This window comes from Abyssibacter sp. (genome assembly GCF_964229365.1).
Lineage (GTDB): Bacteria > Pseudomonadota > Gammaproteobacteria > Nevskiales > OUC007 > Abyssibacter.
The window spans coordinates 12,471-33,232 of record NZ_CAXRDQ010000072.1; the positions used below are offsets into that span (position 1 = coordinate 12,471).

Here is a 20,762-nt window from a genome sequence, read left to right on the forward strand (position 1 = left end):
CAAACCCTGTGCCCGTCTGACATTCACTCTGCGGGCCTGTTTCCCCGGGCAGCGGCCACCGCCGCCTTGGCTTCGGATGGCGTCTCGCTGTAGTAGCTCACGCGCACCGGGTAGACCTTGCCGTCCGCGTTCTGCATGTTGCCAATGCCGCGGTATTCCAGCAGTTGTTGCGAGTCGAGGCTGTAGGTCAGGCGCAGCGGGTCGACGAACACGCCGAACACGGAATCCAGGGCGACCTTGAGATCCATGGCCGGCCGGCCCTCAAAGCTGGATTCGCCGGTTTTTTCGGCGCGGAAGGCGTAGGCGCTAAGCCGCCCGGCCGCGATGAACTGGAACTTCAGGCGTTCGCCGGACTGCAGCGTGTCCCAGTGTTCGCGGACGTACTGGTCGAACCCGGAATCGGCGCAGGCCTGCGAGCGCGGCTCCAGCTTCTTGGTGGTCTTGCTGTCCTCGTCGGGCTTTTGCCGGTAGAGGATGATGTTCGGGCCGTCGACATTCTCGATGCCTTCTCGGTAGCCGGTGGTCAGCATCTTGAAGTCGTAGCCGGGCACGCTGGGGTTGTCCCCTGGGATGAACCGCTTTTCGGCGATTTTCTCGCCCGACGCGTCCCAGAAATCCACCTTCCAGGCGGTGACGGTGCCGGCGTTGTCGAGCATCTGGCGGTGGTGCTCGATGTACCGGAATTCGTCCCCTTCCAGTGTGTAGCCGTAGCCGATGAATTCGCGCTCCTCGGCGGCCAGTGCCGGCGAGAGCGCGCACAGAACGAGCAGGCATGCGACCAGTCGCATCATGCAGCCTCGGCGTCTTTGGACAGGTGGACCTGATCCGCAACAGCAGCCACACGTGGCCGAAACAGGTAGTGCCCCACGCCCCATTCCTGCCCGTCGCGGTAGCCGAAGAACTCGGCGACGGCCATGTAGAACATGCGCCAGCGCTGAAACCAGAGCTTGCCGTCGCGGGCATTGCCGTAGGCCTGCTCGAACAGCGGAAGAATCCGTGCGCGCTCGGCGTCCATGCGCTCCAGCCAGTGATTGGAGGTCTTTTCGTAGTGTTGTCCACCCACCCACCAGTGATCGGCGATCTGCATGTGCTCCTGAAAGTGCATGAGCAGGTGCTGCGAGGGCATCACGCCGCCGCTGAAAAAGTAGCGGGTCATCCAGTCGGTCGAACTCCTGTCCTCATAGGGATAGGCCAGATGCGGATGCGCGAAAATGTGCACGAACAGCAGGCCTTCGGGCTTGAGCCAGGTGCTGATCCGGTGCAGGAGTTCCTTGTAATTGCGCATGTGCTCGAACATCTCCACCGACAGGGCGCGATCGAAACCGGCCGCTTCATCGTGATCCGCCGGGTCAAACACGTTGATGTCGCAGGTGATCACGTGAATGTTCGTCAGACCCTTCGAGGCCGCCTGTTGTTCGATGAATTCGCGCTGGCCGTTGGAATTCGAGACCGACACGATCTCCATTGCCGGGTAGTGCTCGGCCAGCCAAAGCGTTAGCGACCCCCAGCCGCAGCCGATATCCAGCACGCGCATGCCGTCCTGCAGCTGGGCGCGCTCGGCGTAGAGCGCCAGCATCGCGTTCTCGGCCTGCTCCAGCGTTTCCGTGCCCGTGGGGTAGTAGCAGCAGCTGTACTTCAGCCGCTCGCCCAGGGAGCGCAGGAAAAACTCCGCCGGCACCTCGTAGTGCTGTGCATTGGCGGCGTCGGTCTGTTCGGCGATGTCGCCTTCGGACCAGTCACGGACCAGCTGGCGAATGGTTTCAGCACGCAGTTCGGGGTTGGATGCGGCTTCATCGTCCAAGCGCTTCTGGATCAGGCGGCGCATGCCGGCGCGGGCGAGGGTATCGGGCACTAGCCCGCGTTCGCAGAGTTCGATGGGTGAGAGCATGGTCTACGCCTTTTTCGGAGGCCAGGGAATGAACGGGCTGGTGGTGCGGACATATTCGTCGTAACCGGCCCGTTTGGATTTACCTTCCGGCGTCTCGACGCCCGGCACGCCGGAGACCCTGAGCAGCAGCCAGGCCATGAGCACCGGGCTGATCAGTGTCAGCCACCACCAGCCGCTGGCGAACGCGAGCGGGACGTAGGCCACCCAGTGCAGGGATTCAAAAAAGTAGTTGGGGTGCCTGGAGTAGTACCAGAGTCCATCGCGGCAAACCTGGCCCCGATTGTCCGGATTGGCCTTGAACCGCATCAGTTGATAGTCGGCCAGCGCTTCGCCGAGCACGGAGACCGCCCAGATCAGCACGCCGGCGACCAGTAGCGGCGCCGCGGCGATGTCCGGACGGAAGGCGACGATGGCGAATGGCAGGCTGAGTATCCAGGCCATCAGGCCCTGGAATAAATAGAACAGCAGCATGTTGCGGTCCTGCTGTTGGCCCCACTTCTCGCGCAAAGCGGTGTAGCGGCTGTCCTCTGGCGTGCCGACATTCCTCAAATAGAGATACCCGCCCAGCCGGGCCGACCAGACGAGCCCAAGCACACCGGCGAGCAGTCGCATGAGCAGGGCGCCGTCGGCCAGCAACGCATAGGTCACGGCGGCGATGCCGAGCGAAAACGACCAGGTGATGTCGACATGGCCGGCGTTGCGTGTGCGTAGCTGAAGCAGCCAGGTCGCGAACAGAATCAGCGAAATGACGGCCAGGCCGAGCAGGTAGGTGGCGGCAAAACTCATGGGGTGTTCGGGTGCCGGTGTGAGCTGTGTCATTCGACCGTTGTTGGCCCCCAGATGCAAGAACCGTTTGCCGCCGTCAGCCGGGCCGGTGAAAAAGCAAACCCCGACGGGCTTTTGGTCCTTCGTCACGGACTGTCACAAGACCGTCAAATACCGCTCTTACTCTCTGCGCCATCACGTTAGGTGCACGAGAGTTCGTGACCTGTATTCACGCATCTTCGGGGGGTGTTCGCGTCGCCGCGTCGCCGGGCCATTAGCGGCCTGGCCGGTACCGGCGGAACCGCGATGGCAACAACGCGTTGTATCGGCAGTGCTGATCAATGCCGCTGCGGCCGAAAGGGATTCCTCGCGACATACACCGTGCCGATGAGCGCCTGAGCGCAATTCGGTGGGCCGCTGAATTGAGAGCGCGGCGCGGATCGCCAAACGGCGAGTCGCACCGTGGGACACATTTTTCGAGTTAAGGGGTTGAGATGAGCCTGCGAAGTCTGAGAGGAATCCTCGCTGTTGCGATGATGACCGGCGCCGGAATCGTCAGTGCTGCCGACGAGTTGGTGCTGTACGCGTTCGAAGACGGCGCAGCAGCAACCGGCCTGGAGGTTGTCGTCGATGGTGAGCAGAGCGAGATTCTCGACTCCAGCGGCTCCGCCAGCTTTGATCTGAGCGCCGGCCGGCACAGCGTCGCCGTGCTGCTGGGCGGTGTCGAAGTCCATCGCTTCAACTTCTCCTCAGCTGCCGGCCAGCTGGTCGACGTCAGCGTGTCGTTGCAGAGCGGCGAAGATCCACAGCAGTTTGTGGAAAGCTACTTCCCGACCGAGACAGCCCGCGATCGTGCAGCGGCTCCGAAGGGCACGCTCACCGGTCGGCTGCGCAACGATGGTCAGGCCTTGTCGGGCGCAACGGTCACGGTCGCCAAGACCGGCGATGCGGCCGAATCCGGCTCCGATGGCAGCTTTAGCTTGGAACTGCCGCGAGGCGTCTACAGCCTCCAGATCGCGCATCCCACATTGGGTGAGCCCAAGACGGAGCAGGTGCGTGTGATCAGCGGGATCACCCTGCAGGGCCGGTACCAGTACGGCACCGCAGGCGCCGCGTCCGATATCGAAGAAGTCGTCGTGCTGGGCACCTTTAACCCGTCAGCTTTTGGTGAGTCGGAGCGCTTTTCGGTCAACGTGATCGAAACCCTGGGAATCGAAGAGATCGCGCGGTTTGGTGACACGGACGTTGCCGCTTCGGTGGTGCGCGTGCCCAGTGTGACCGTGCAAAGCAACCGTTTTGTGTTCATCCGCGGTTTGGGTGGTCGCTACATCACCACCACGCTTAACGGCGCTACGATGCCCTCGACGGATCCGACCAAGCGTGAAGTGCCGCTGGATCTCTTCCCGAGCAATATCGTCAAGCAGCTCGACGTGAAGAAGACCTTCATTGCCAGCATGCCGGGCGAGAGCACGGGTGGGAACCTCGTGATCAATACCCGCACCTTCCCTGATGAAGAGGCCGGCAAGTTTTCAGTCAGTCTGGGCTACACCTCGGGTTTGACTGGTGATGAGGTTGCTTTCGACCCGATCGAAGGCGACTACGACGCCTTTGGTTTCGATGATGGTTCTCGCGACGTGCCGGGTGGCGTGGAAGCGATCGCCTCGCTGTTTGCCTGCGACGAGTGTCAGGACAGCTACAGCGATGGCACCCGTCAAGCGCTTGGTCAGATTGCTGCCGTGCAGTTGATGAATGATCTGGACCTCGGTAGCGCGACGGCTGCCCCGAAGGTTTCCCTGGGTGCCAACTACGGCAATTTGTTCACCGTGGGCGGGAACGAACTGGGCTTCTTTGTTGCCGGCAATTACCGCAATGACTGGGGTCAGAAAACAGAGGGTGTGCGTCGGACCTACACGACGGATGGCGGGGTTTTCGACGACTTCGCCTTCGAGGAAGCCTCGAACACCATCGATACCAGCGGCCTGCTGTCCCTGGGCCTGAACGTGGGCGACAGCAGTTACCAGTCCACGACACTGGTGTCTCGTTCCACCGAAGCCACCACGCGCGTCACCCAGGGTCGTGACGGTGACTCCGGCTCGGAATCCTACCGCTACAACATCGAGTGGGAAGAACGTCAGTTCCTCTCCCAGCAGGTGGCGGGGGAACACGTGCTCGGTTCGGGTGGCCTTGTCGCCAACTGGCAGGTTACCGGGAGCAATGCCCGGCGCTACGCCCCGGATCGTCGTGAGGTTCGTTTCGATCTGGAAGGCAATGACGGCGTCTACGACCTGATCGTGCCGGAACTGGTGCGCCGGTATGACGATCTGTCCGACGACAACCTGGACGCATCGGGCAGCTTCGAGTACCTGTTCGACAATGCGCTGGGCGCTGCCACCGTCGATTTCGGCCTGCAGCTGATTCATCGCGAGCGTGATTCCGATTCGCAGGCCTTCGGCTTCATCGGCAACGAATCGCAATACGACACCAATGCTCCGAACCGTCAGGTCAGCGACGTCATTACGCTGGACAACATCACCGGCGACCAGAGCACGGGGCTGACATTCTCCGATCGCACGCTGCCGAGTGACAGCTACGAAGCGGAGCTCGACCTGAACAGCGTCTACACCTCGTTCTCGCAGCGCTTCGCGAGTGTCTACCAAATCATCGCGGGTGTGCGCTACGAATCCTACGAGCAGGCGACGGATACCTTCTCGATTGCGGGTGATGGTGCGCCGGTCCCGTCGCTGATCGACGATGACGTGTTGTTGCCGTCACTGTCGTTCAACTGGGAGATCACCGACAGCCAGCAGCTTCGTCTTGCAGCGACCCGCACGGTCTCCCGTCCTGACTTCAAGGAAACGTCGAATGCGACGTTCTACGACAACCAGTTCGACTTCCGCGTTCGAGGCAACCCGAACCTGAAGGTCTCGGAAGTCACCAACCTGGATCTGCGGTGGGAGTTGTACTGGTCGGAGAGCGAGAGCGTCAGCGTGGCGTTGTTCCAGAAGACCATTGACGACCCCATCGAGCGCGTCTTGCAACCGGCATCGGGTACTGCAGGCAACTCGCGGACATTCCAGAACGGCGAACAAGCGGACCTTTACGGGATCGAGTTCGACGGGCGTCGCGACTTCGACATCAACGACAGCGGCTCACGCTCTCTCTTCGTCGCCGTAAATGCCAGCTGGATCGATTCGGAGATCGAGTTGGCAGGTGGAGAGTCCAGAAAGCTCCAGGGTCAGCCGGACTACACGGCCAACGTCGTCTTCGGGTTTGACGACTACAGCGGGTCCATCCGCCAGGAGTTCACTGCACTGCTCAACCAGTCCGGTGAAACCATTGTGGACGTGGGTCTGACCGACCTGCCTGACGTGATCGAAGAGCCTCGTCTGGACCTTGATCTGACGTACAAAGCCTATTTATCGGATTCCTTGGTTCTACGAGCCAAGGCAGGAAATCTTCTGGACGAAACTGTCGAGTTCACTCAAGGCGGGCAGGTATTCCAGGAGTACAAGCAGGGCGTGACGCTTGAAGCTGGAATCGACTGGAATTTTTAAACCGAGTGCACGTTTGTCACCTCGTGTGACGCCTCAAGTGACTCAATGAAACTGACGGAGTTTGATATGAAGTTCTCGAAACTATTGCTGGTGAGCACCGTCGCCGCAGCCGCTGTGGGCTTGCACGGTTGCACCGAAGGCGATGAAACCTCGATTGTTGTTGAAGGTGGCGGCGGTACGGTCGTTGATCCCGATACCGGCACATCCAGCTGCCCGGATTTTGCTTCGGCTCGCCAGCAGCAAGACGGTGTGGATGTCTGCCAATTGCCGTCCACGATCACCGCTGACACGACGCTCACCGCCGACACGATCTGGCGGATTGACGGTCGTGTGACAGTGGGTAACGGCAATCTGGAAATGTCGACCACCGAGGGCACGCTGGCCAACGGCGCCGCGGTCATCAACGCCACGCTGGAAATCGAAGCGGGTACGCAGATTGTAGCGTCCCCTGGCTTCTCCAACATCGTGATCACCCGCGGCTCCAAGATCGAAGCCAACGGCACGGCCGAGGCCCCGATCATCATGTCCTCCGAAGACGACGGCTTCGACGGCAACCAGGAATGGGGCGGCCTGATCCTGCAGGGTTATGGCAATCACAACACCTGCACCGCGGGTGCCGCATGCAACGTCGATTCCGAAGGCGAATCCGGTTTTGCCGGTGGCTTCACGCCTGATGATGACAGCGGCACGCTGCGCTACCTGATCGTCGCCGAAGGTGGCTTCGAGTTCGCCGTCGGTAACGAGATTAACGGCATCTCCTTCGTGGGCGTCGGTTCTGGCACCACGGTCGAGTACATCCAGGTCCACGGCAACTTCGATGACGGCGTCGAGTTCTACGGGGGTTCCGTGAACGCCAAGTACGTCGTGCTGACGGCCAACGGCGACGAGTCGCTGGACTGGGACGAAGGCTATGTTGGCAACATTCAGTACCTGCTGGCTGTGCAGGCCGCTGATGAAGGCGACTACTGCATCGAAGCCGATACCGAGGGCGCGGCCTCACCGCTGTCGATCCCGACCATCGTCAACGCTACGTTCGTCTGTGACGGTGACCCGGAAGACGCTGGTTTCCGCCTGAAGGCAGGCACGGGTGGCTTCTTCCACCACACCATCATCGATGTCGACGCCACTGCCGGCACCCCCGACGTGTGCGTGGAAGTGGAAGGCATGGCTGCTCAGCAGAACGCCACGGCCAACCCGCCTGCGCTGGATATCAACCAGTTCATCTGTGATGCCGCGACGTTCGAGACCGATGCGACCAACCAGACGAACAACATCCAGACGGCTCCGGTGAGCACGATGGATCCGGCGCTGAACGCCATGTACGCCGCGACGCTGGCTGCTGCCAACGGCATTACGCCGACGGACTTTGCCGCCTTCAACGCGAGCAACAGCAACAGCACCGCCATTCCGGCCTTCCTCGACCAGACCGATTACATCGGCGCGGTTGACCCGGATGCCACCGAAGCCTGGTGGGCTGGCTGGACGCTGGACGGCACGCTCTAAGTACGCCGGTCAGTCATCTGATCAGGGTGAGGGGAAGCGGCGTAGCTGAACGGCCGCTTCTCCTCACTTCTTTCGTTGTAAGTGATCCACTGGAAGATGGGTAAAAACGGTTGCGTGTGGGGTCAACTGATCCTGTTCCAGGTGCAATCGCCGCCCATTATTTTTTGCAGAACTTTCACTCGCCGGGTGTCAGGCTCCTTCGCTGTAATTTTCTACAACCCAGCCAAGTGCCGGTGTTGGAAAATTCAGAGGGGCGAGCGTGTGACAGAACACGTACCCGGGAGACTTGCGTAAGCGGTGACTTCCTGCCGCGTGCGTTGAACCGACTAACTATTGAGGAAGCAGTGATGAAGGATTCCTCCGGGATCGCCTGGTGGCGATCGGCCGTTGTGGCACTGGGATGCGTGACTGCACTGGGTGTGTCTGCGCAGTCGCTGGACAGCGTCGTCAAAGAAGGCAAGGCCAAGGCAGAAGAAGGCCGAAAATCGCAGGAGAAGATCGACGGCATCGTCGAGGCCAAGCAGGAAAAGCTCATCACCTACCGGGCGCTGCGCAAGCAGATTGAAGGCCTGGAGCAGTACAACAAGCAGTTGTCGACCCAGATCGAGACGCAGGAAGCGCTGATCACGCGCTTCGATTCCTCGATTGACCAGGTCGCCCAGATCGAGCGACAGATGCTGCCGCTGATCACCCGAATGACTGACGCGCTGACCGATTTCGTGGAGATCGATCTGCCGTTTCATGAAACTGAACGGCTGGAACGCATTTCCTTCGTGCAGGACAGCGTGGGCAAGCCCGATCTGAACGTGGCGGAAAAATTCCGTCAGGTCCTCGAGGCTTACCAGATCGAGAATGACTACGGCCGCAAGATCGACACCTACCAGGACATCGTCGAGATCGATGGCGAGGAGAAGGAGGTCGATGTCTTGCGTGTCGGCCGCGTGGCACTGGTCGCCCAGACCCGTGATGCCACCACCACCGTGGTCTGGAATCACAGCGACAAGACTTGGCAAAAGCTGGATGCCGGCACCTACCGGAACAGCGTTCGCGAAGGCATCAAGATGTCCAAGAAGCAGGCGTCCATCGATCTGGTGACGCTGCCCATTCCCGCCCCTGTCGCAGCGGAGACGGAATAATGGCTGAGTGCAACATGAAGCGTTGGATCTCTGTCGTCGCGGTGGCCTTGATGGCCGCCGGCCCACTCTCCCAGGCCACGGCGCAGGACGACGACCTGTCGATGCGCGAGCTGCTGCAGGAGGTGAAGGAAGGCCGGTCGAAGGCGCGTGCTGAGAATCGCGAGCGCGAGCAGGCATTCCTGGCGGACAAGGCGGAGCAGGATCGCCTGATCCGTGAAGCCGAGCAGCGTATCGCCACGTTGGAGAAGCAGTCCGCAGGCCTGGAGAAGCGTTTCAACGCTAACGAATTGAAGGTTGAGGAAAAGCGGGCGCAGCGGGACCAGCGCCTGGGTTCCTTAAAAGAGCTGTTCGGTCATCTGACCGGCGCGGCTGGTGACCTTCGGGTGCGTCTGCGCAACTCGATCACCAGCAGCCAGTTCGACGGCCGTCAGGCGTTCCTCGACCAGCTCATCAAGAAGATGAACGACGATACCGATCTGCCCACGGTCGACGAGATTGAGGGGCTTTGGTACGAGTTGCACCGGGAGATGACCGAGTCATCCGCGGTCGCCAAGTACCAGACTAAGGTCGGCACCAATCCGAATCGCGAGATCGTGCGTATTGGGCTGTTCAACCTGGTCTCCGATGGCGATTACCTGTCCTGGGATGAAGGCACCCAGAGCGTGTCCGTACTGCCGCGTCAGCCGCAGGGATACGGCGGCGGGGCCAACAATCTGCAGTCGGCGCAATCCGGCTACACCCCGGTGGGCATCGATCCGACGGGCGCCGCCGGTGGTGGTTACCTCAAGGCGCTGATCAATTCGCCGACGCCGATGGAGCGTTGGCACCAGGGCAAGCTGGTCGGCTACGTGATCACCGGCGTGGGCGTGTTCGGCCTGCTGATGGCGCTTTGGCGCTTCGCTGGGTTGTCCATGCTGTCGGCCCAGGTCGCCAAGCAACGCAAATCCGACGAGGCATCCGAGAACAACCCGCTGGGTCGTATCATCAAGGTGGGCCAGGAGCATGCCAACGACGATGTCGAAACCCTGGAGCTGAAACTGGGCGAGGCCATCATCAAGGAACGTCCGGCGATTCACCGCGGGCTGCCGATGATCAAGATCATCTCCATGGTGGCGCCGCTGATGGGCCTGCTCGGTACCGTGACCGGCATGATCATCGTGTTCCAGGCGATCACGATCTACGGCGCCGGCGACCCCAAGGCGATGGCCGGTGGTATTTCCAGCGCGCTGATCACCACGGTGCTGGGTCTGATCGTGGCCATTCCGATGATGCTGCTCCATGCCATGTTGTTCGCGCGCGCAAAGCGCATCCTGCATGTGCTGGAGGAGCAGAGCGCCGGAATCGTCGCCGAGCGCGCAGGGCGGTAAGCGACCATGTTGCTGCTACTTGATGCGCAGGAGGCGATTGCCAATTTCTTCGGATCTGGCGGACCGGTTCTTGTTCTGATCGCGGCGCTCACCTTTGTCATGTGGTTGCTGCTGTTCGAGCGTTTTGCCTACTGCCTGTTCTCGTTCAAGCAGGATCTGGGTGGGGCGCTGGACACCTGGCAGCAGCGTGCCGACAAGGCGTCGTGGTACGGCAATGCCGTACGGATGAAGCTGATCTCCGAGATGCGGGTCAAGATCGAGCAGAATCTGCGGCTGATCAAGATTCTGATCGCCCTTTGCCCGATGTTCGGCTTGCTCGGCACCGTGACCGGAATGATCGAGGTGTTCACCGTGCTGTCGATCACCGGCGGCGGCGACGCTCGTTCGATGGCCGGCGGCGTGTCCCGGGCGACGATCCCGACGATGGCGGGCATGGTCGCCGCCTTGTCCGGCCTGTTTGCCAATATCTATCTGAGTCAGTTGATCAGCCGGCGGCGCTCGCACGTGGATGCGCAGCTAGAGCCGGTCCATTGATCGATATTTTTCGAGGTTAATGCGATGGCACGTTCTTTCTCGTCTCAGGACGAAGCCGAAGATGAAGGTAATGTCGACCTCACGCCGATGCTGGATGTCGTGTTCATCAGGCTCATCTTCTTCATCGTCACGGCGACCTTCGTCAAGGAAACCGGTGTAGAAGTGAATCGTCCGCAGGCCAATACCGCGGAGCAGAAGAACAACCCGTCCGTGCTGATCGCCATTCGGGACGACAACAGCATCTGGATCGACCAGCGTCGCATCGACATCCGTTCGGTGCGCGCCAATATCGAGCGCCTGCATGCCGAAAACCCGGAAGGCGGCGTCGTGATCCAGGCCGACGAACTGGCTTCGGTCAAGACCTTCACCGAGGTGCTGGACCAGGCGCGTGAGGTGGTCCCGCCTGAGAAGGTGTCCTTGGCCACCGAAAACAGCTAGACCGGGAGGTCTGTCGCAATGCAGGGCGTTATCCGCACACTGCTGGTTGCTCCTCCGGCCGCGCTGATCACCGGTGGGCTCATTCTGCTGATGGTCTCGTTGATCGAGTTTGCCGACCGCGAGCTCGACAAGAGTCCGGTCATCAAGCTGCCCGACATCGTGATGCCGGACGAGGAAATCCGTTCACAACGCTCGGTCGAAAAGCCGCAAAAACCCGAGCTTGATGACACGCCCCCGCCGGAGGTACCCGAGCAGGCTTTCGATCAGATCGATGGCAATGCCACGGTGGGCCAGCTGGGCGCGCCTAGCGAGGTCGCCACGGACCTGGACCTGAGCATCGGAGCCGGCCTGGCTGCCAGCGATGGCGAGTACCTGCCCATCGTCAAGGTCGCTCCGCGCTATCCGCGTGCGGCGCTGAGCCGAGGGCTGGAGGGCTACGTGATTCTCGAATACACGGTCACGAAGTCAGGTACGGTCCGCGACCCGGTGGTCATCGAATCGAGCAGTTCGATCTTCGATAGCTCGGCCATCGATTCGGCCAAGCGCTACAAGTACAAGCCACGCGTCGTGGACGGCGAGGCCATCGAGGTGCCCGGTGTTCAGACCCGCATCGTGTTCCAGTTGCAGAAGTAACCGGCAATGATCATGTCACGCTTGAAATTTCAGATAGCCGCCGCGGTGCTCGCCACGGGTCTGGCCGCCATGGCGCAGGCGCAATCAGGTGCCATCGATGCCCGGACCTTCGACGCCCTGACCAGGGCGCAGGAACTTGCCGAGTCCAACCAGTTCGACGAGGCGATCGCGACGCTGGACAAGCTCAAGGGCAACGACAAGCTGGGCAGCTACGCCAAGTCGCAGCTGTGGAATTTCTACGCCTTCATCTACGCCAATCAGGAAAAGTACACGGACGCGATTGCAGCGTACCGCAAGGTGCTCAGAGAGCCGGAGGCCACCGAAGGCCTGAAGCAGCAGGCCAAGTACACCATCGCCCAGCTTTATTTTCAGACCGAACAGTACGACCAGTGCATCCGGTTCATGGAGTCCTGGCTGAGCGAGGTGAACCAGCCGACGCCCACCGCCCACATCATGCTGGCGCAGGCTTATTACCAGCAGGACAGCTACGATCGCTCGCTGACCAATATCGACAAGGCCATCGAGCTGGAGAAGGCGGCCGGCAAACCCATTCAGGAATCCTGGCTGCGCCTCAAGGCGGCGCTTTATTACGCCAAGAAGGATTACGCCAAGACCGCCGAGGTCTATGAAGAGTTGATCAGCATCGACCCGGCCGTGGGCTACATGAAACAGCTCGCCGGCATGTACAGCGAACTGGGCCGGGATGCCGACCGGCTCGCGGTCTACGACGCCGTCTACCAGCACGGCTCGCTGAAGTCCGAAAATGAAGTGTTGAACCTGGCCTATATGTGGCTGGGGCAGGATGTGCCCTACCAAGCCGGCACCATTATCGAAGACGCGATCAAGGCCGGCCGTGTCGAGGAAACCAACAAGAACCTGGAAACCCTTGCCAATGCCTGGGCCCAGGCCAACGAGCGCGACAAGGCCGTGCCTGCGCTCACGCGGGCGGCCGAGGTCAGCGGCGATGGCATCTTCATGGCACGCCTGGCCGGCGTGCACTTCAACGCCGGTGAATACAAGCAAGCTGCCGCCGCTGCCGCGAAAGCGGACCAGATGGGCGGCCTCAAGAATGCCGCAGGCAATCGCCTGCTCATGGGCATGGCCTACTTCAACGCCAAGGACTATGAGGACGCGTTGCAGGCCTTTCGCCGCGCCAAGCAGGACCGCTCGACCTTCAAGGCGGCGGCCAAGTGGGAAGAACACACCCTGGCCGAGGTCCGACGCCTGCGCGCCATCGAAGAAGCGCTAAAGGCGCTGGAACAGCGCACCCGTGAAGCCCTGGAAGCTGACGAGAACAACGTCGACGCGATTGATCTGGGAACCTAGGCCAGCGCCTCGCAGAATGCGTCTGGCGAGTATGCAACGCTCTTGATCGAGCCGGCCCGCGAACCTGCTGCTGGCTCCGTTGTGTTCCGATTTTTGGTAACCGATGCTCGGACCAAGCGGCCGTATCTTCGACACACAGATCGGCACCATCGTTAGATGTAAGCGAAATATAAATTTGTCCTAGATTTATATTTTAGCTAGAGTCGCCAGCTATAGATTGATGAGATTTTTATAAATCTCCTATAAGAGCTGGAGCGCTGTCACGTGAAGATCCCCGAGTATCCGCCTAATCTGAGTCAGCTCATCCGTGCGGATACAGGCGACGCAGCGCTTCGGGAGCAGTTCAAACGGGTCTTCAATTTGTTGCCGTCAGAGCACGGAAAAGACCGTGACGGTCACTATCTGCACTGGGAGCGGTTGAAGCGCCAACCCCTACCCCAGGGAGTCGATACCCACGAAGACTGGTGGCTGTTGACCAAGTTTCGGCGTACGAGTCTCTACAAGCCATTGCCGTTACGGGCCAAAGCGCACACCCCGTTCGTATACTGGTTACCCGATTGCGTTCAGCAGCGCTTGCACAAGCTCGATCAGCAGGCGAGCGGGCGCGTAGAGATTCCCGAGCAAGTGACCAACAAGCAGAGTCGGGATCGCTACCTCGTCAATTCGCTTATCGAAGAAGCCATCAAGTCGAGTCAGTTAGAGGGGGCTTCAACGACCTACCCGGTCGCCAAAAATATGCTGCGCGAGGGCCGGGCGCCGCGAGATCGTAGTGAACAGATGATCTCGAACAACTATCGGGCTATGGCCTTTATTCGGGAGCATGCGGGCGAACCGCTGACGCCAGCGCTCGTGTTCGAGCTGCATGCGATCGTGACCGAGCGCAGCTTAGAGGATCGGGCGCAGGAGGGGCGCTTCCGGCGGGCGGACGAGGAGATCGGCGTTTATGACCCTCGCGATCACTCGCTGCTTCATGCGCCACCGCCGGCGGACGAGCTTGATGCTCGTTTGGGCGCCCTGTGCGCGTTTGCAAACGCGGGCTTGGATGACGACGGCGAATTTCTTCACCCGGTCGTCAGGGCCATCGCGTTGCATTTTATGGTGGGTTACGACCACCCGTTCGTGGACGGAAACGGGCGAGCTGCCCGGGCGCTATTTTATTGGGCGATGGCCCGGCATAAATACTGGCTCATGGAGTATGTCTCGATCTCCACGATTCTGAAGCGGGCGCCAGCCCAGTACGCGCGGGCTTACCTGTACACCGAGCACGACGACAACGATCTGACCTACTTCATCGACTACAACCTGCGTGTGGTCGAGCAGGCGATCAAAGCGTTGCAGGGGTACCTCGCAAAGAAATCGCGGGAGGTGAGGCGGATAGAGGCCCTGCTGGGCGATTCCTTGTTCGCCAGGACATTAAATCACCGGCAAATCGCTTTGTTGTCTCATGCGATCCGCAACCCCGGCGATGTCTACACCTTCGAGAGCCATCGCCAATCGCATCGGATCTCATACCCGACGGCAAGAACCGATCTACTCGAACTGGCGACTTTGCGCTTGCTGGAGCAGCGCAAGGTGCGCAATGCGTTCGTGTTTCTCGCACTGCCTGATATCGAAGGGAGGCTGCTGACGCTAAGAGGCGGTAACGGGTTTCCCCGCACGTGACCTAGGGCCACGTGCGAGTGGACTTTAGCTTTTGCTGCTCGGCACCGTGATATTCAGCTCCAGTATCTCCGTGTCGCCGTCGCGTTCGACTTCGATGTTCACCGCGTCTTCGCCGACGGCGACGTACTTGCGGATCACGTCCAGCAGTTCTTTCTGCAGCTTGGGCAGATAATCCGGCGCATGCAGATGGCCGGCGCGCTGGTGGGCGACGATCACCTGCAGGCGCTCCTTGGCGAGCTGCGCCGTCGAGGGTTTGTTGGCCCGAAAGATGTCCATCCACGCCATGGTTATCCTCCGAACAGCCGGTTGAGGAAGCCCTTGGAGCTCGGATCCAGAAAGCGGTGCGTGCGCTCCTCGCCGAGGAAGCGGGCGACCAGGTCCTTATAGGCTTCGGCGGCCTGCACCTCTGGCATCGAGATGACCGGCGCGCCCTGGTTGGAGGCGTTCAGCACGTCCCGGGATTCCGGAATGACGCCGAGCAGCGGGATGGCGAGGATGTCCTTGACGTCCTCCACCGACAGCATCTCGCCGCGGGCGACGCGGTTGGCGTCGTAGCGGGTGATCACCAGATGTTCCTTGACCGATTCGCCGGTCTTCGCCCGCTGTGTCTTGCTGGACAGGATGCCGAGCACACGGTCGGAATCACGCACCGACGAGACTTCGGGGTTGGTCACGACGAGCGCCTCGTCGGCGAAATGCATCGCCAGCAATGCGCCCTTCTCGATACCTGCCGGCGAGTCGCAGACGATGTAGTCGAAATCCTTCGACAACTCGTCGATCACGCGGGCCACACCGGCCTCGGTGAGCGCGTCCTTATCGCGGGTCTGTGAGGCGGCGAGGATGTAGAGGTTCTCGACCCGCTTGTCCCTGATCAGCGCCTGCTTAAGCGTGGCTTCTTGGGCGATCACGTTGATGAAGTCGAACACCACGCGGCGTTCGACTCCCATGATCAGATCGAGGTTGCGCAGGCCGACATCGAAATCGATGACCACGGTCTTGTGACCCGCCTGCGCCAACCCGGTGGCGAACGAGGCGCTGGTGGTCGTCTTGCCGACGCCCCCCTTGCCGGAAGTTACAACGATGATCTTGGCCACAATTTCCTCGCCTGCGCGATCACAAGTTTTCGATAGTTAGGGTTTCATCGACCAGCCGCACCATGGACGGCTGCGATCGATGTTCGGATGCGATGTCATCGGCGACCAGATAATTCCCGGCCACCGCGACCAGCTCTGCTTCCAGAGACTGACAGAAAATTCGTGCGGTCTCGTCACCGCGACAGCCCGCCAGCGCACGACCGCGCAGCGGGCCGTAGATATGGATGCTGCCATCGGCCAGCACTTCGGCACCGGCGCTGACCGGTGCGCGGATGATCAGGTCGGTGCCGCGCGCGTACAGCTGCTGGCCGGAGCGCACCGGCTGGTCGACGATGCGCGCCGCCGGGCGTTCGTCCGATCGGGGCCTCGAGGCCTGCGAATCCAGCGCGGCCTGTTGCAGCACACCGAGCCCGCAGGCGCGCGCCGATGCCGCGCTGTCGTCGTCGGCATCGACCACCGCGACCGGCACGAGGCCCTGGTTGCGCGCGATGTCCGCGACCTGGGCAATGTTTACGCGATGTCGGTTCAGGTCGATCAGGACCGGTAGGCCGCTGAAGAGCTTCGGTGCGCGAGCAACCTCGGCTTCGATCCCGGCGATCACCCGATCTGTATCGGGCGTGTTGAGTCGCAACACGGTCAGGCTCATGACCCGACCCTTGAAGAGCACGTCGTTCTGGCTCACAGGCGTAGCGTTTGGCGGCCGGCACGAGGCAGGCGCCCGAAGCCGATAGGAATGATGCGGTGCGAGAACACGCGAAAAGTCTAAGGGATGCGGATGGTGGCGACCAGAGGGGCCGTCTGGCAGCGGATTCGTGAATCCATGTTAAGAACCAGTAAACTGGCCCCTTCACCCCTCCCGACCACCATCAAAAGCGAATCCATGCGCCAGACTGTTCGCTCGGCATCGACCTCCGTGCTCTTCCTGATTGCCGTGCTGCTGGCTTCGGGTTGTGCTCCACAGATTTATTCGTTTGCTGATCCGCAGTTCGGCCGCGATCGCCTGTTCGAGGCGCCGAACGTCTTGCCGCCGGCAATTGGTGTCCATGTCGATTATTCGGTGAACGGCAAGCTGCACGACGGGGAGTCGCAGGCCACGCGAGACTACGTCGCCAATATTCTCGGCACCTCCCGGCTGACCCAGATCATCCAGCAGGAAGCAGAAACTCCTTACACGCCGATGTTGGTCATGGTGATCAGCCACACCTACGACGCTGCCGAAGCCAGAAATTCGGGACTGGCCGTCGGCGTGACCTTTGGCGGCACCAAGCGCGAGATTCGCGACGAATTCAGTATTCAGGTGTCTTTGAAGGATCCGAAAAAGCCGCCGGTGCGGGAAGTCTTGTACGACACCGGCGAGTTGGGGGTTTATCGGCATGCCATCGTCACCCGCGCAGGCGGCGACGCGCAGGGGCTGCTGCCCAGCGATTATCCTGGCGCCTACAAGCGGGTGCTGGAGAGCGTGTTGACGCAGTTCCTGAAAGACCTGGGAACCGCAGAGCGCGACGCGAATCCAATCATCTTCGTACCGGACACGCGCCCCGACGAGGAATAGGCGGCTAGCATCCGGTCGGTTTCAGGCGGGGGGTTCATGCCGGCGTGGCCGGCGCTGACAGGAGTCGGTCGATGAATGCACCTCGTTTTTTATCTGAGGCTTGTGGGTATGTGCTCGGGCGCTGCCGGAGTGCCGCCGTGGTCGCCCTGGTCGTTAGCCTTGGCGCCTGCGCCACCTTCGATTCGTATCTCGATCCCGCCTACACCCGTTATACGCTGCAGAACCACCCCCCGGAGGTCTTGCCCGACCGCATCGGGTTGCAGGTGAGTTATCAGGCCAACGGGGTGGTTGATCCGACGCGCGCCGAACTGGCGCATGGGCGGGTCAAGACCCTGATCGAGCAGGCCGGCGTGTCTGCCGTGGTGCCCGTGGAACAATCGGAAGGCGCCCTTTCAGTGCTGGACGTACATGTCGATCACCGCTTTGATGCAGACCAAGCGGTACGTGCCGGCGTCGCGACCGGTGCATCCATGGGGCTTGATCTCGCAACCAATGCCGTTCGGGACGAATTCAGCATCGGACTCAAGCTGCTCGGCGATGACGACGAAGAACGCGTGACACAAGGGCTTTACGAGCACGCCATCGTCACGACCATGAAAGGCGGTCCGCCTGGCATCGAACTCGTGGAGTACGACATCGCCTTTGATCGGATCATGGATGATGCGCTGGCCAAGTTCGTGCATGACCGGCAGGTGGCAGCGAATCGACCCACGGCGGTGATCGTGCTGCCCGAGCCGCCGGACCTGTCGGAAGACGACAGTCGCTAACGGCGCAACCCACGCGGCGATGCCGCTTCAGGTGAGACGAGTACGGTGGACTTGCGGGAACAGCGCGCTACATGGGAGCCTCCGGTCATCTTGAATCAACCCGGCGGTGCCGCTGTTGAACTGGTCTGACTACGACCCGAACGGGTTCTACGATGAGTTATTCGAAGCTCGCGGCAAGGCGCGTCCGTCCGCCCAGGCACTGGTGGACTATCTCGCCGGAATGAATCGCGAGGAACTGGCCGATCGGCGCGTTGCCGCCGATCTCGCGATCAAGTCCATGGGGATCACGTTCACCGTATACACCCAGGGCAGCATGCTGGATCGCACATGGCCGTTCGACATTCTTCCGCGCATCATCGACAGCCGCGAATGGGCGCGCACCCAGGCTGGCCTCAAGCAGCGCGTACAGGCCCTGAACCTGTTCATTCAGGACATTTACAACGACAAGAAGATCATCAAGGACGGCGTGTTTCCGGTGGAATTACTGGAGCAGTCGGTCAACTATCGCCCCCAATGCGAGGGCATGCGGCCCAAGCATGGCGTATGGGCTCACATCTGCGGTTCGGATCTGGTGCGCGACGGCGACGGCACCCTGTACGTGCTGGAGGACAACCTGCGCGTGCCGTCGGGCGTGTCGTACATGGTGGAAAACCGGCTCGTCACCAAGCGGGTTTTCCCGGAGCTGTTCGCCCACAGCAGCATCCTGCCCGTCGATGAGTACCCGGCCGAACTCTATGAAATGCTGGCGAGTCTGTCGCCGCGCGACGGCGACGAGCCTGTCATCGTGCTGCTCACCCCCGGCATCTACAATTCGGCTTATTTCGAACACGCCTACCTTGCGCAGCAGATGGGAATCGAGCTGGTCGAAGGCCCCGATCTGGTCGTCGGCGACGACGATTGCGTCTACCTGCGCAGTGTCGAAGGGCTGACGCGCGTCGACGTGATCTACCGCCGAGTCGATGACTTGTTCATCGACCCGGAAGCCTTTAACCCGGATTCGATGCTTGGCGTGCGCGGCCTCATGCGCGCCTGGCTCAAGGGCAATGTCGGGTTGGCCAATGCACCCGGCTGCGGCATGGCCGACGACAAGGTCGTCTACGCCTATGTCCCCGAGATCATCAAGTATTACCTCGATCAGGACGCGATCATCCCGAATGTGCCGTCCTTCCTGTGCCATCGCCAGCAGGACTGCGAGCATGTGTTGGCCAATCTGGACAAACTGGTCGTGAAGCCGGCGAACGAGTCCGGTGGCTCCGGCATGCTGATTGGTCCGCGCTCCAACGAATCCGAACGCAAGGCCTTCGCCGAGCAGATTCGCAAGAATCCGAGGAATTACATGGCGCAGCCGACCTTGAATCTCTCGGTGTGTCCGACGGTTTGCGACGATTCTGCGATCGAGCCGCGCCATCTGGATCTGCGGCCCTTCATCCTCTCCGGCGAATCCCAGTACGTGACCATGGGCGGGTTGACGCGCGTGGCGCTGGTGAAAGGTTCGCTGGTCGTCAACAGTTCGCAGGGTGGTGGCAGCAAGGACACCTGGATCGTGGAGGTGGAGGACTGATGCTTTCGCGCGTCGCAGACAATCTGTTCTGGTTCGGTCGCTATGTGCAGCGGGCCGAGAACACCGCGCGGCTGGCCAGCGTGCATGCCAACCTGATTCTGGACATGCCGCGACGCGCGATCGTTGCCTGGGAGTCGGTCATCGACATTACCGGCAGTCGTCCCGACTTTGTCGAGCGCTATGACGGCTTCACCGAAGGCAATGTGGTTCGCTTTCTGCTCGTCGATGATGCGAATTACGGGTCGATACTGTCGTCCCTGGCCCAGGCTCGAACGATTCTGCGCGCGGCCCGCGACATCATGCCGCGCGAGGTCTGGGAAGAGATCAACAAGCTGTACTGGTTTGTGCGAGACACCGACGCGCAGACGCTCGAGCGCCGCCGCCGCGGTGAGTTCCTCGACGCCGTGATTCGCGGCTGTCTGCTGGTCGACGGCATGCTCGGCGAGAACATGTCGCACGACCTGGCGTTCCGGTTTCTGCGTCTCGGCTCCAACCTGGAGCAGGCGGACATGACCTCCCGCATTGTCGATGCCTCCGCCCTCGGCCTGCTGCCTCATCGCGAGGACGAGTTGCTGCCGTTCTCCAACATTCAGTGGCGTAGTGTGTTGCTGTCGCTGACGGCCTATCAGATGTACCGGCGTCATGTGCGCAAACGCGTCTCCGGCCCCAAGGTGGTGCAGTTCCTGACCCAGGATCGCCATTTTCCGCGGTCGGTGGCCTGGAATCTCGACAGCATCTGTCAGACGCTCTCCCGCCTGCCGAATCACTCGGCACCGTTGAACGTGGCTCGCACGCTGCGCGCCCGCGTCTGTGGCGCCGACCTGTCCGTCTTGCCGCAGACTCAGGTGTCGGATTACATGGACGAATTGCAGGAGCGGCTTGCTGCGCTGAGCAATGTCATCACGGAACATTATTTCCGGCCGGAACTGGCGCCGGACGCCCTCAGCCAGTCGCAATAGACGGCCGGCAAAGCGAACAGAAA

The 20,762-nt window shown here is 61.2% G+C and carries 19 protein-coding genes; 13 read left to right on the forward strand and 6 right to left on the reverse strand.

Features of this window, described 5'->3' with window-relative positions; translation table 11 throughout:
• Nucleotides 1-23: 23 nt before the first annotated feature.
• Genes ACE1EY_RS12025 through ACE1EY_RS12035 form a run of 3 tightly spaced genes read right to left on the reverse strand, consistent with a single transcriptional unit; the run spans nucleotide 24 to nucleotide 2,803 of the window.
• Complete coding sequence (locus ACE1EY_RS12025; RefSeq protein ID WP_291512789.1) at nucleotides 24-791, reverse strand: hypothetical protein; 768 nt, start codon at nucleotides 789-791, stop codon at nucleotides 24-26.
• A complete protein-coding gene (locus ACE1EY_RS12030) occupies nucleotides 788-1,888 on the reverse strand; it encodes a cyclopropane-fatty-acyl-phospholipid synthase family protein (RefSeq protein ID WP_291512788.1) in 1,101 nt (366 codons plus the stop codon). The genes ACE1EY_RS12025 and ACE1EY_RS12030 overlap by 4 nt, the downstream gene beginning before the upstream one ends.
• 3 nt (nucleotides 1,889-1,891) lie before the next feature.
• Nucleotides 1,892-2,803, reverse strand: a complete 912-nt coding sequence (locus ACE1EY_RS12035) for a DUF1295 domain-containing protein (RefSeq protein WP_370300267.1) — start codon at nucleotides 2,801-2,803, stop codon at nucleotides 1,892-1,894.
• 344 nt (nucleotides 2,804-3,147) lie between these two features.
• Between ACE1EY_RS12035 and ACE1EY_RS12040 the strand changes: the two genes are divergently transcribed.
• The 9 genes from ACE1EY_RS12040 to ACE1EY_RS12080 all read left to right on the forward strand — a co-directional run bounded on the left by ACE1EY_RS12040 (nucleotide 3,148) and on the right by ACE1EY_RS12080 (nucleotide 14,806).
• Complete coding sequence (locus ACE1EY_RS12040) at nucleotides 3,148-6,207, forward strand: TonB-dependent receptor domain-containing protein (RefSeq protein ID WP_291512786.1); 3,060 nt, start codon at nucleotides 3,148-3,150, stop codon at nucleotides 6,205-6,207.
• Between the two features lie 66 nt (nucleotides 6,208-6,273).
• On the forward strand, nucleotides 6,274-7,710 hold the full coding sequence (locus ACE1EY_RS12045; protein WP_291512785.1) for a hypothetical protein: 1,437 nt from the start codon (nucleotides 6,274-6,276) through the stop codon (nucleotides 7,708-7,710).
• Nucleotides 7,711-8,057: 347 nt separating this feature from the next.
• Nucleotides 8,058-8,846: a DUF3450 domain-containing protein gene (locus ACE1EY_RS12050; protein ID WP_291512784.1), complete on the forward strand. Its 789-nt coding sequence runs from the start codon at nucleotides 8,058-8,060 to the stop codon at nucleotides 8,844-8,846.
• 14 nt (nucleotides 8,847-8,860) lie between these two features.
• Nucleotides 8,861-10,213, forward strand: coding sequence for a MotA/TolQ/ExbB proton channel family protein (locus ACE1EY_RS12055; RefSeq protein ID WP_291512783.1), 1,353 nt, complete (start codon nucleotides 8,861-8,863; stop codon nucleotides 10,211-10,213).
• Between the two features lie 6 nt (nucleotides 10,214-10,219).
• A complete protein-coding gene (locus ACE1EY_RS12060) occupies nucleotides 10,220-10,747 on the forward strand; it encodes a MotA/TolQ/ExbB proton channel family protein (RefSeq protein WP_291512782.1) in 528 nt (175 codons plus the stop codon).
• Nucleotides 10,748-10,771: 24 nt separating this feature from the next.
• A complete protein-coding gene (locus tag ACE1EY_RS12065; RefSeq protein WP_370300268.1) occupies nucleotides 10,772-11,185 on the forward strand; it encodes an ExbD/TolR family protein in 414 nt (137 codons plus the stop codon).
• A gap of 18 nt (nucleotides 11,186-11,203) precedes the next feature.
• The gene (locus ACE1EY_RS12070; protein WP_291512780.1) at nucleotides 11,204-11,818 is read left to right on the forward strand and encodes an energy transducer TonB; all 615 of its coding nucleotides are present in this window, start codon (nucleotides 11,204-11,206) and stop codon (nucleotides 11,816-11,818) included.
• A gap of 12 nt (nucleotides 11,819-11,830) precedes the next feature.
• Nucleotides 11,831-13,144 (forward strand): tetratricopeptide repeat protein, encoded by a 1,314-nt coding sequence (locus ACE1EY_RS12075; RefSeq protein WP_370300269.1) that lies wholly within the window; start codon nucleotides 11,831-11,833, stop codon nucleotides 13,142-13,144.
• 264 nt (nucleotides 13,145-13,408) lie between these two features.
• A complete protein-coding gene (locus ACE1EY_RS12080) occupies nucleotides 13,409-14,806 on the forward strand; it encodes a Fic family protein (RefSeq protein WP_291514820.1) in 1,398 nt (465 codons plus the stop codon).
• A gap of 24 nt (nucleotides 14,807-14,830) precedes the next feature.
• On the opposite strand, the gene minE is transcribed toward ACE1EY_RS12080, so the two are convergent.
• From minE to minC, 3 genes are read right to left on the reverse strand one after another with little or no spacing between them, the layout of a single operon-like run.
• Complete coding sequence (minE, locus tag ACE1EY_RS12085) at nucleotides 14,831-15,091, reverse strand: cell division topological specificity factor MinE (RefSeq protein ID WP_291514821.1); 261 nt, start codon at nucleotides 15,089-15,091, stop codon at nucleotides 14,831-14,833.
• A gap of 2 nt (nucleotides 15,092-15,093) precedes the next feature.
• Nucleotides 15,094-15,900, reverse strand: coding sequence for a septum site-determining protein MinD (gene minD, locus ACE1EY_RS12090; protein ID WP_291514822.1), 807 nt, complete (start codon nucleotides 15,898-15,900; stop codon nucleotides 15,094-15,096).
• Nucleotides 15,901-15,919: 19 nt separating this feature from the next.
• Nucleotides 15,920-16,582 (reverse strand): septum site-determining protein MinC, encoded by a 663-nt coding sequence (gene minC / locus ACE1EY_RS12095; protein ID WP_370300270.1) that lies wholly within the window; start codon nucleotides 16,580-16,582, stop codon nucleotides 15,920-15,922.
• 198 nt (nucleotides 16,583-16,780) lie between these two features.
• On the opposite strand from minC, the gene ACE1EY_RS12100 reads away from it, so the two are divergent.
• The 4 genes from ACE1EY_RS12100 (at nucleotide 16,781) to ACE1EY_RS12115 (ending at nucleotide 20,739) form a co-directional block, all read left to right on the forward strand.
• Nucleotides 16,781-17,452: a hypothetical protein gene (locus ACE1EY_RS12100; RefSeq protein WP_370300271.1), complete on the forward strand. Its 672-nt coding sequence runs from the start codon at nucleotides 16,781-16,783 to the stop codon at nucleotides 17,450-17,452.
• 71 nt (nucleotides 17,453-17,523) lie between these two features.
• Nucleotides 17,524-18,219 carry a hypothetical protein gene (locus tag ACE1EY_RS12105; RefSeq protein ID WP_291514825.1) on the forward strand — a complete coding sequence of 232 codons (696 nt, stop codon included), beginning with the start codon at nucleotides 17,524-17,526 and terminating at the stop codon, nucleotides 18,217-18,219.
• Nucleotides 18,220-18,331: 112 nt separating this feature from the next.
• Complete coding sequence (locus tag ACE1EY_RS12110; protein ID WP_370300275.1) at nucleotides 18,332-19,780, forward strand: circularly permuted type 2 ATP-grasp protein; 1,449 nt, start codon at nucleotides 18,332-18,334, stop codon at nucleotides 19,778-19,780.
• Nucleotides 19,780-20,739, forward strand: a complete 960-nt coding sequence (locus ACE1EY_RS12115; RefSeq protein WP_291514827.1) for an alpha-E domain-containing protein — start codon at nucleotides 19,780-19,782, stop codon at nucleotides 20,737-20,739. Before ACE1EY_RS12110 ends, ACE1EY_RS12115 begins: the two co-directional genes overlap by 1 nt.
• The last annotated feature ends 23 nt before the right edge of the window (nucleotides 20,740-20,762 follow it).

Coding starts and splice junctions, on each gene's coding strand:
- ACE1EY_RS12025 (WP_291512789.1), bottom strand. CDS start 791: ATGATGCGACTGGTCGCATGCCTGCTCGTTCTGTGCGCGCTCTCGCCG.
- ACE1EY_RS12030 (WP_291512788.1), bottom strand. CDS start 1,888: ATGCTCTCACCCATCGAACTCTGCGAACGCGGGCTAGTGCCCGATACC.
- ACE1EY_RS12040 (WP_291512786.1), top strand. CDS start 3,148: ATGAGCCTGCGAAGTCTGAGAGGAATCCTCGCTGTTGCGATGATGACC.
- ACE1EY_RS12045 (WP_291512785.1), top strand. CDS start 6,274: ATGAAGTTCTCGAAACTATTGCTGGTGAGCACCGTCGCCGCAGCCGCT.
- ACE1EY_RS12050 (WP_291512784.1), top strand. CDS start 8,058: ATGAAGGATTCCTCCGGGATCGCCTGGTGGCGATCGGCCGTTGTGGCA.
- ACE1EY_RS12055 (WP_291512783.1), top strand. CDS start 8,861: ATGAAGCGTTGGATCTCTGTCGTCGCGGTGGCCTTGATGGCCGCCGGC.
- ACE1EY_RS12060 (WP_291512782.1), top strand. CDS start 10,220: ATGTTGCTGCTACTTGATGCGCAGGAGGCGATTGCCAATTTCTTCGGA.
- ACE1EY_RS12065 (WP_370300268.1), top strand. CDS start 10,772: ATGGCACGTTCTTTCTCGTCTCAGGACGAAGCCGAAGATGAAGGTAAT.
- ACE1EY_RS12070 (WP_291512780.1), top strand. CDS start 11,204: ATGCAGGGCGTTATCCGCACACTGCTGGTTGCTCCTCCGGCCGCGCTG.
- ACE1EY_RS12075 (WP_370300269.1), top strand. CDS start 11,831: ATGTCACGCTTGAAATTTCAGATAGCCGCCGCGGTGCTCGCCACGGGT.
- minE (WP_291514821.1), bottom strand. CDS start 15,091: ATGGCGTGGATGGACATCTTTCGGGCCAACAAACCCTCGACGGCGCAG.
- ACE1EY_RS12100 (WP_370300271.1), top strand. CDS start 16,781: ATGCGCCAGACTGTTCGCTCGGCATCGACCTCCGTGCTCTTCCTGATT.
- ACE1EY_RS12105 (WP_291514825.1), top strand. CDS start 17,524: ATGAATGCACCTCGTTTTTTATCTGAGGCTTGTGGGTATGTGCTCGGG.
- ACE1EY_RS12115 (WP_291514827.1), top strand. CDS start 19,780: ATGCTTTCGCGCGTCGCAGACAATCTGTTCTGGTTCGGTCGCTATGTG.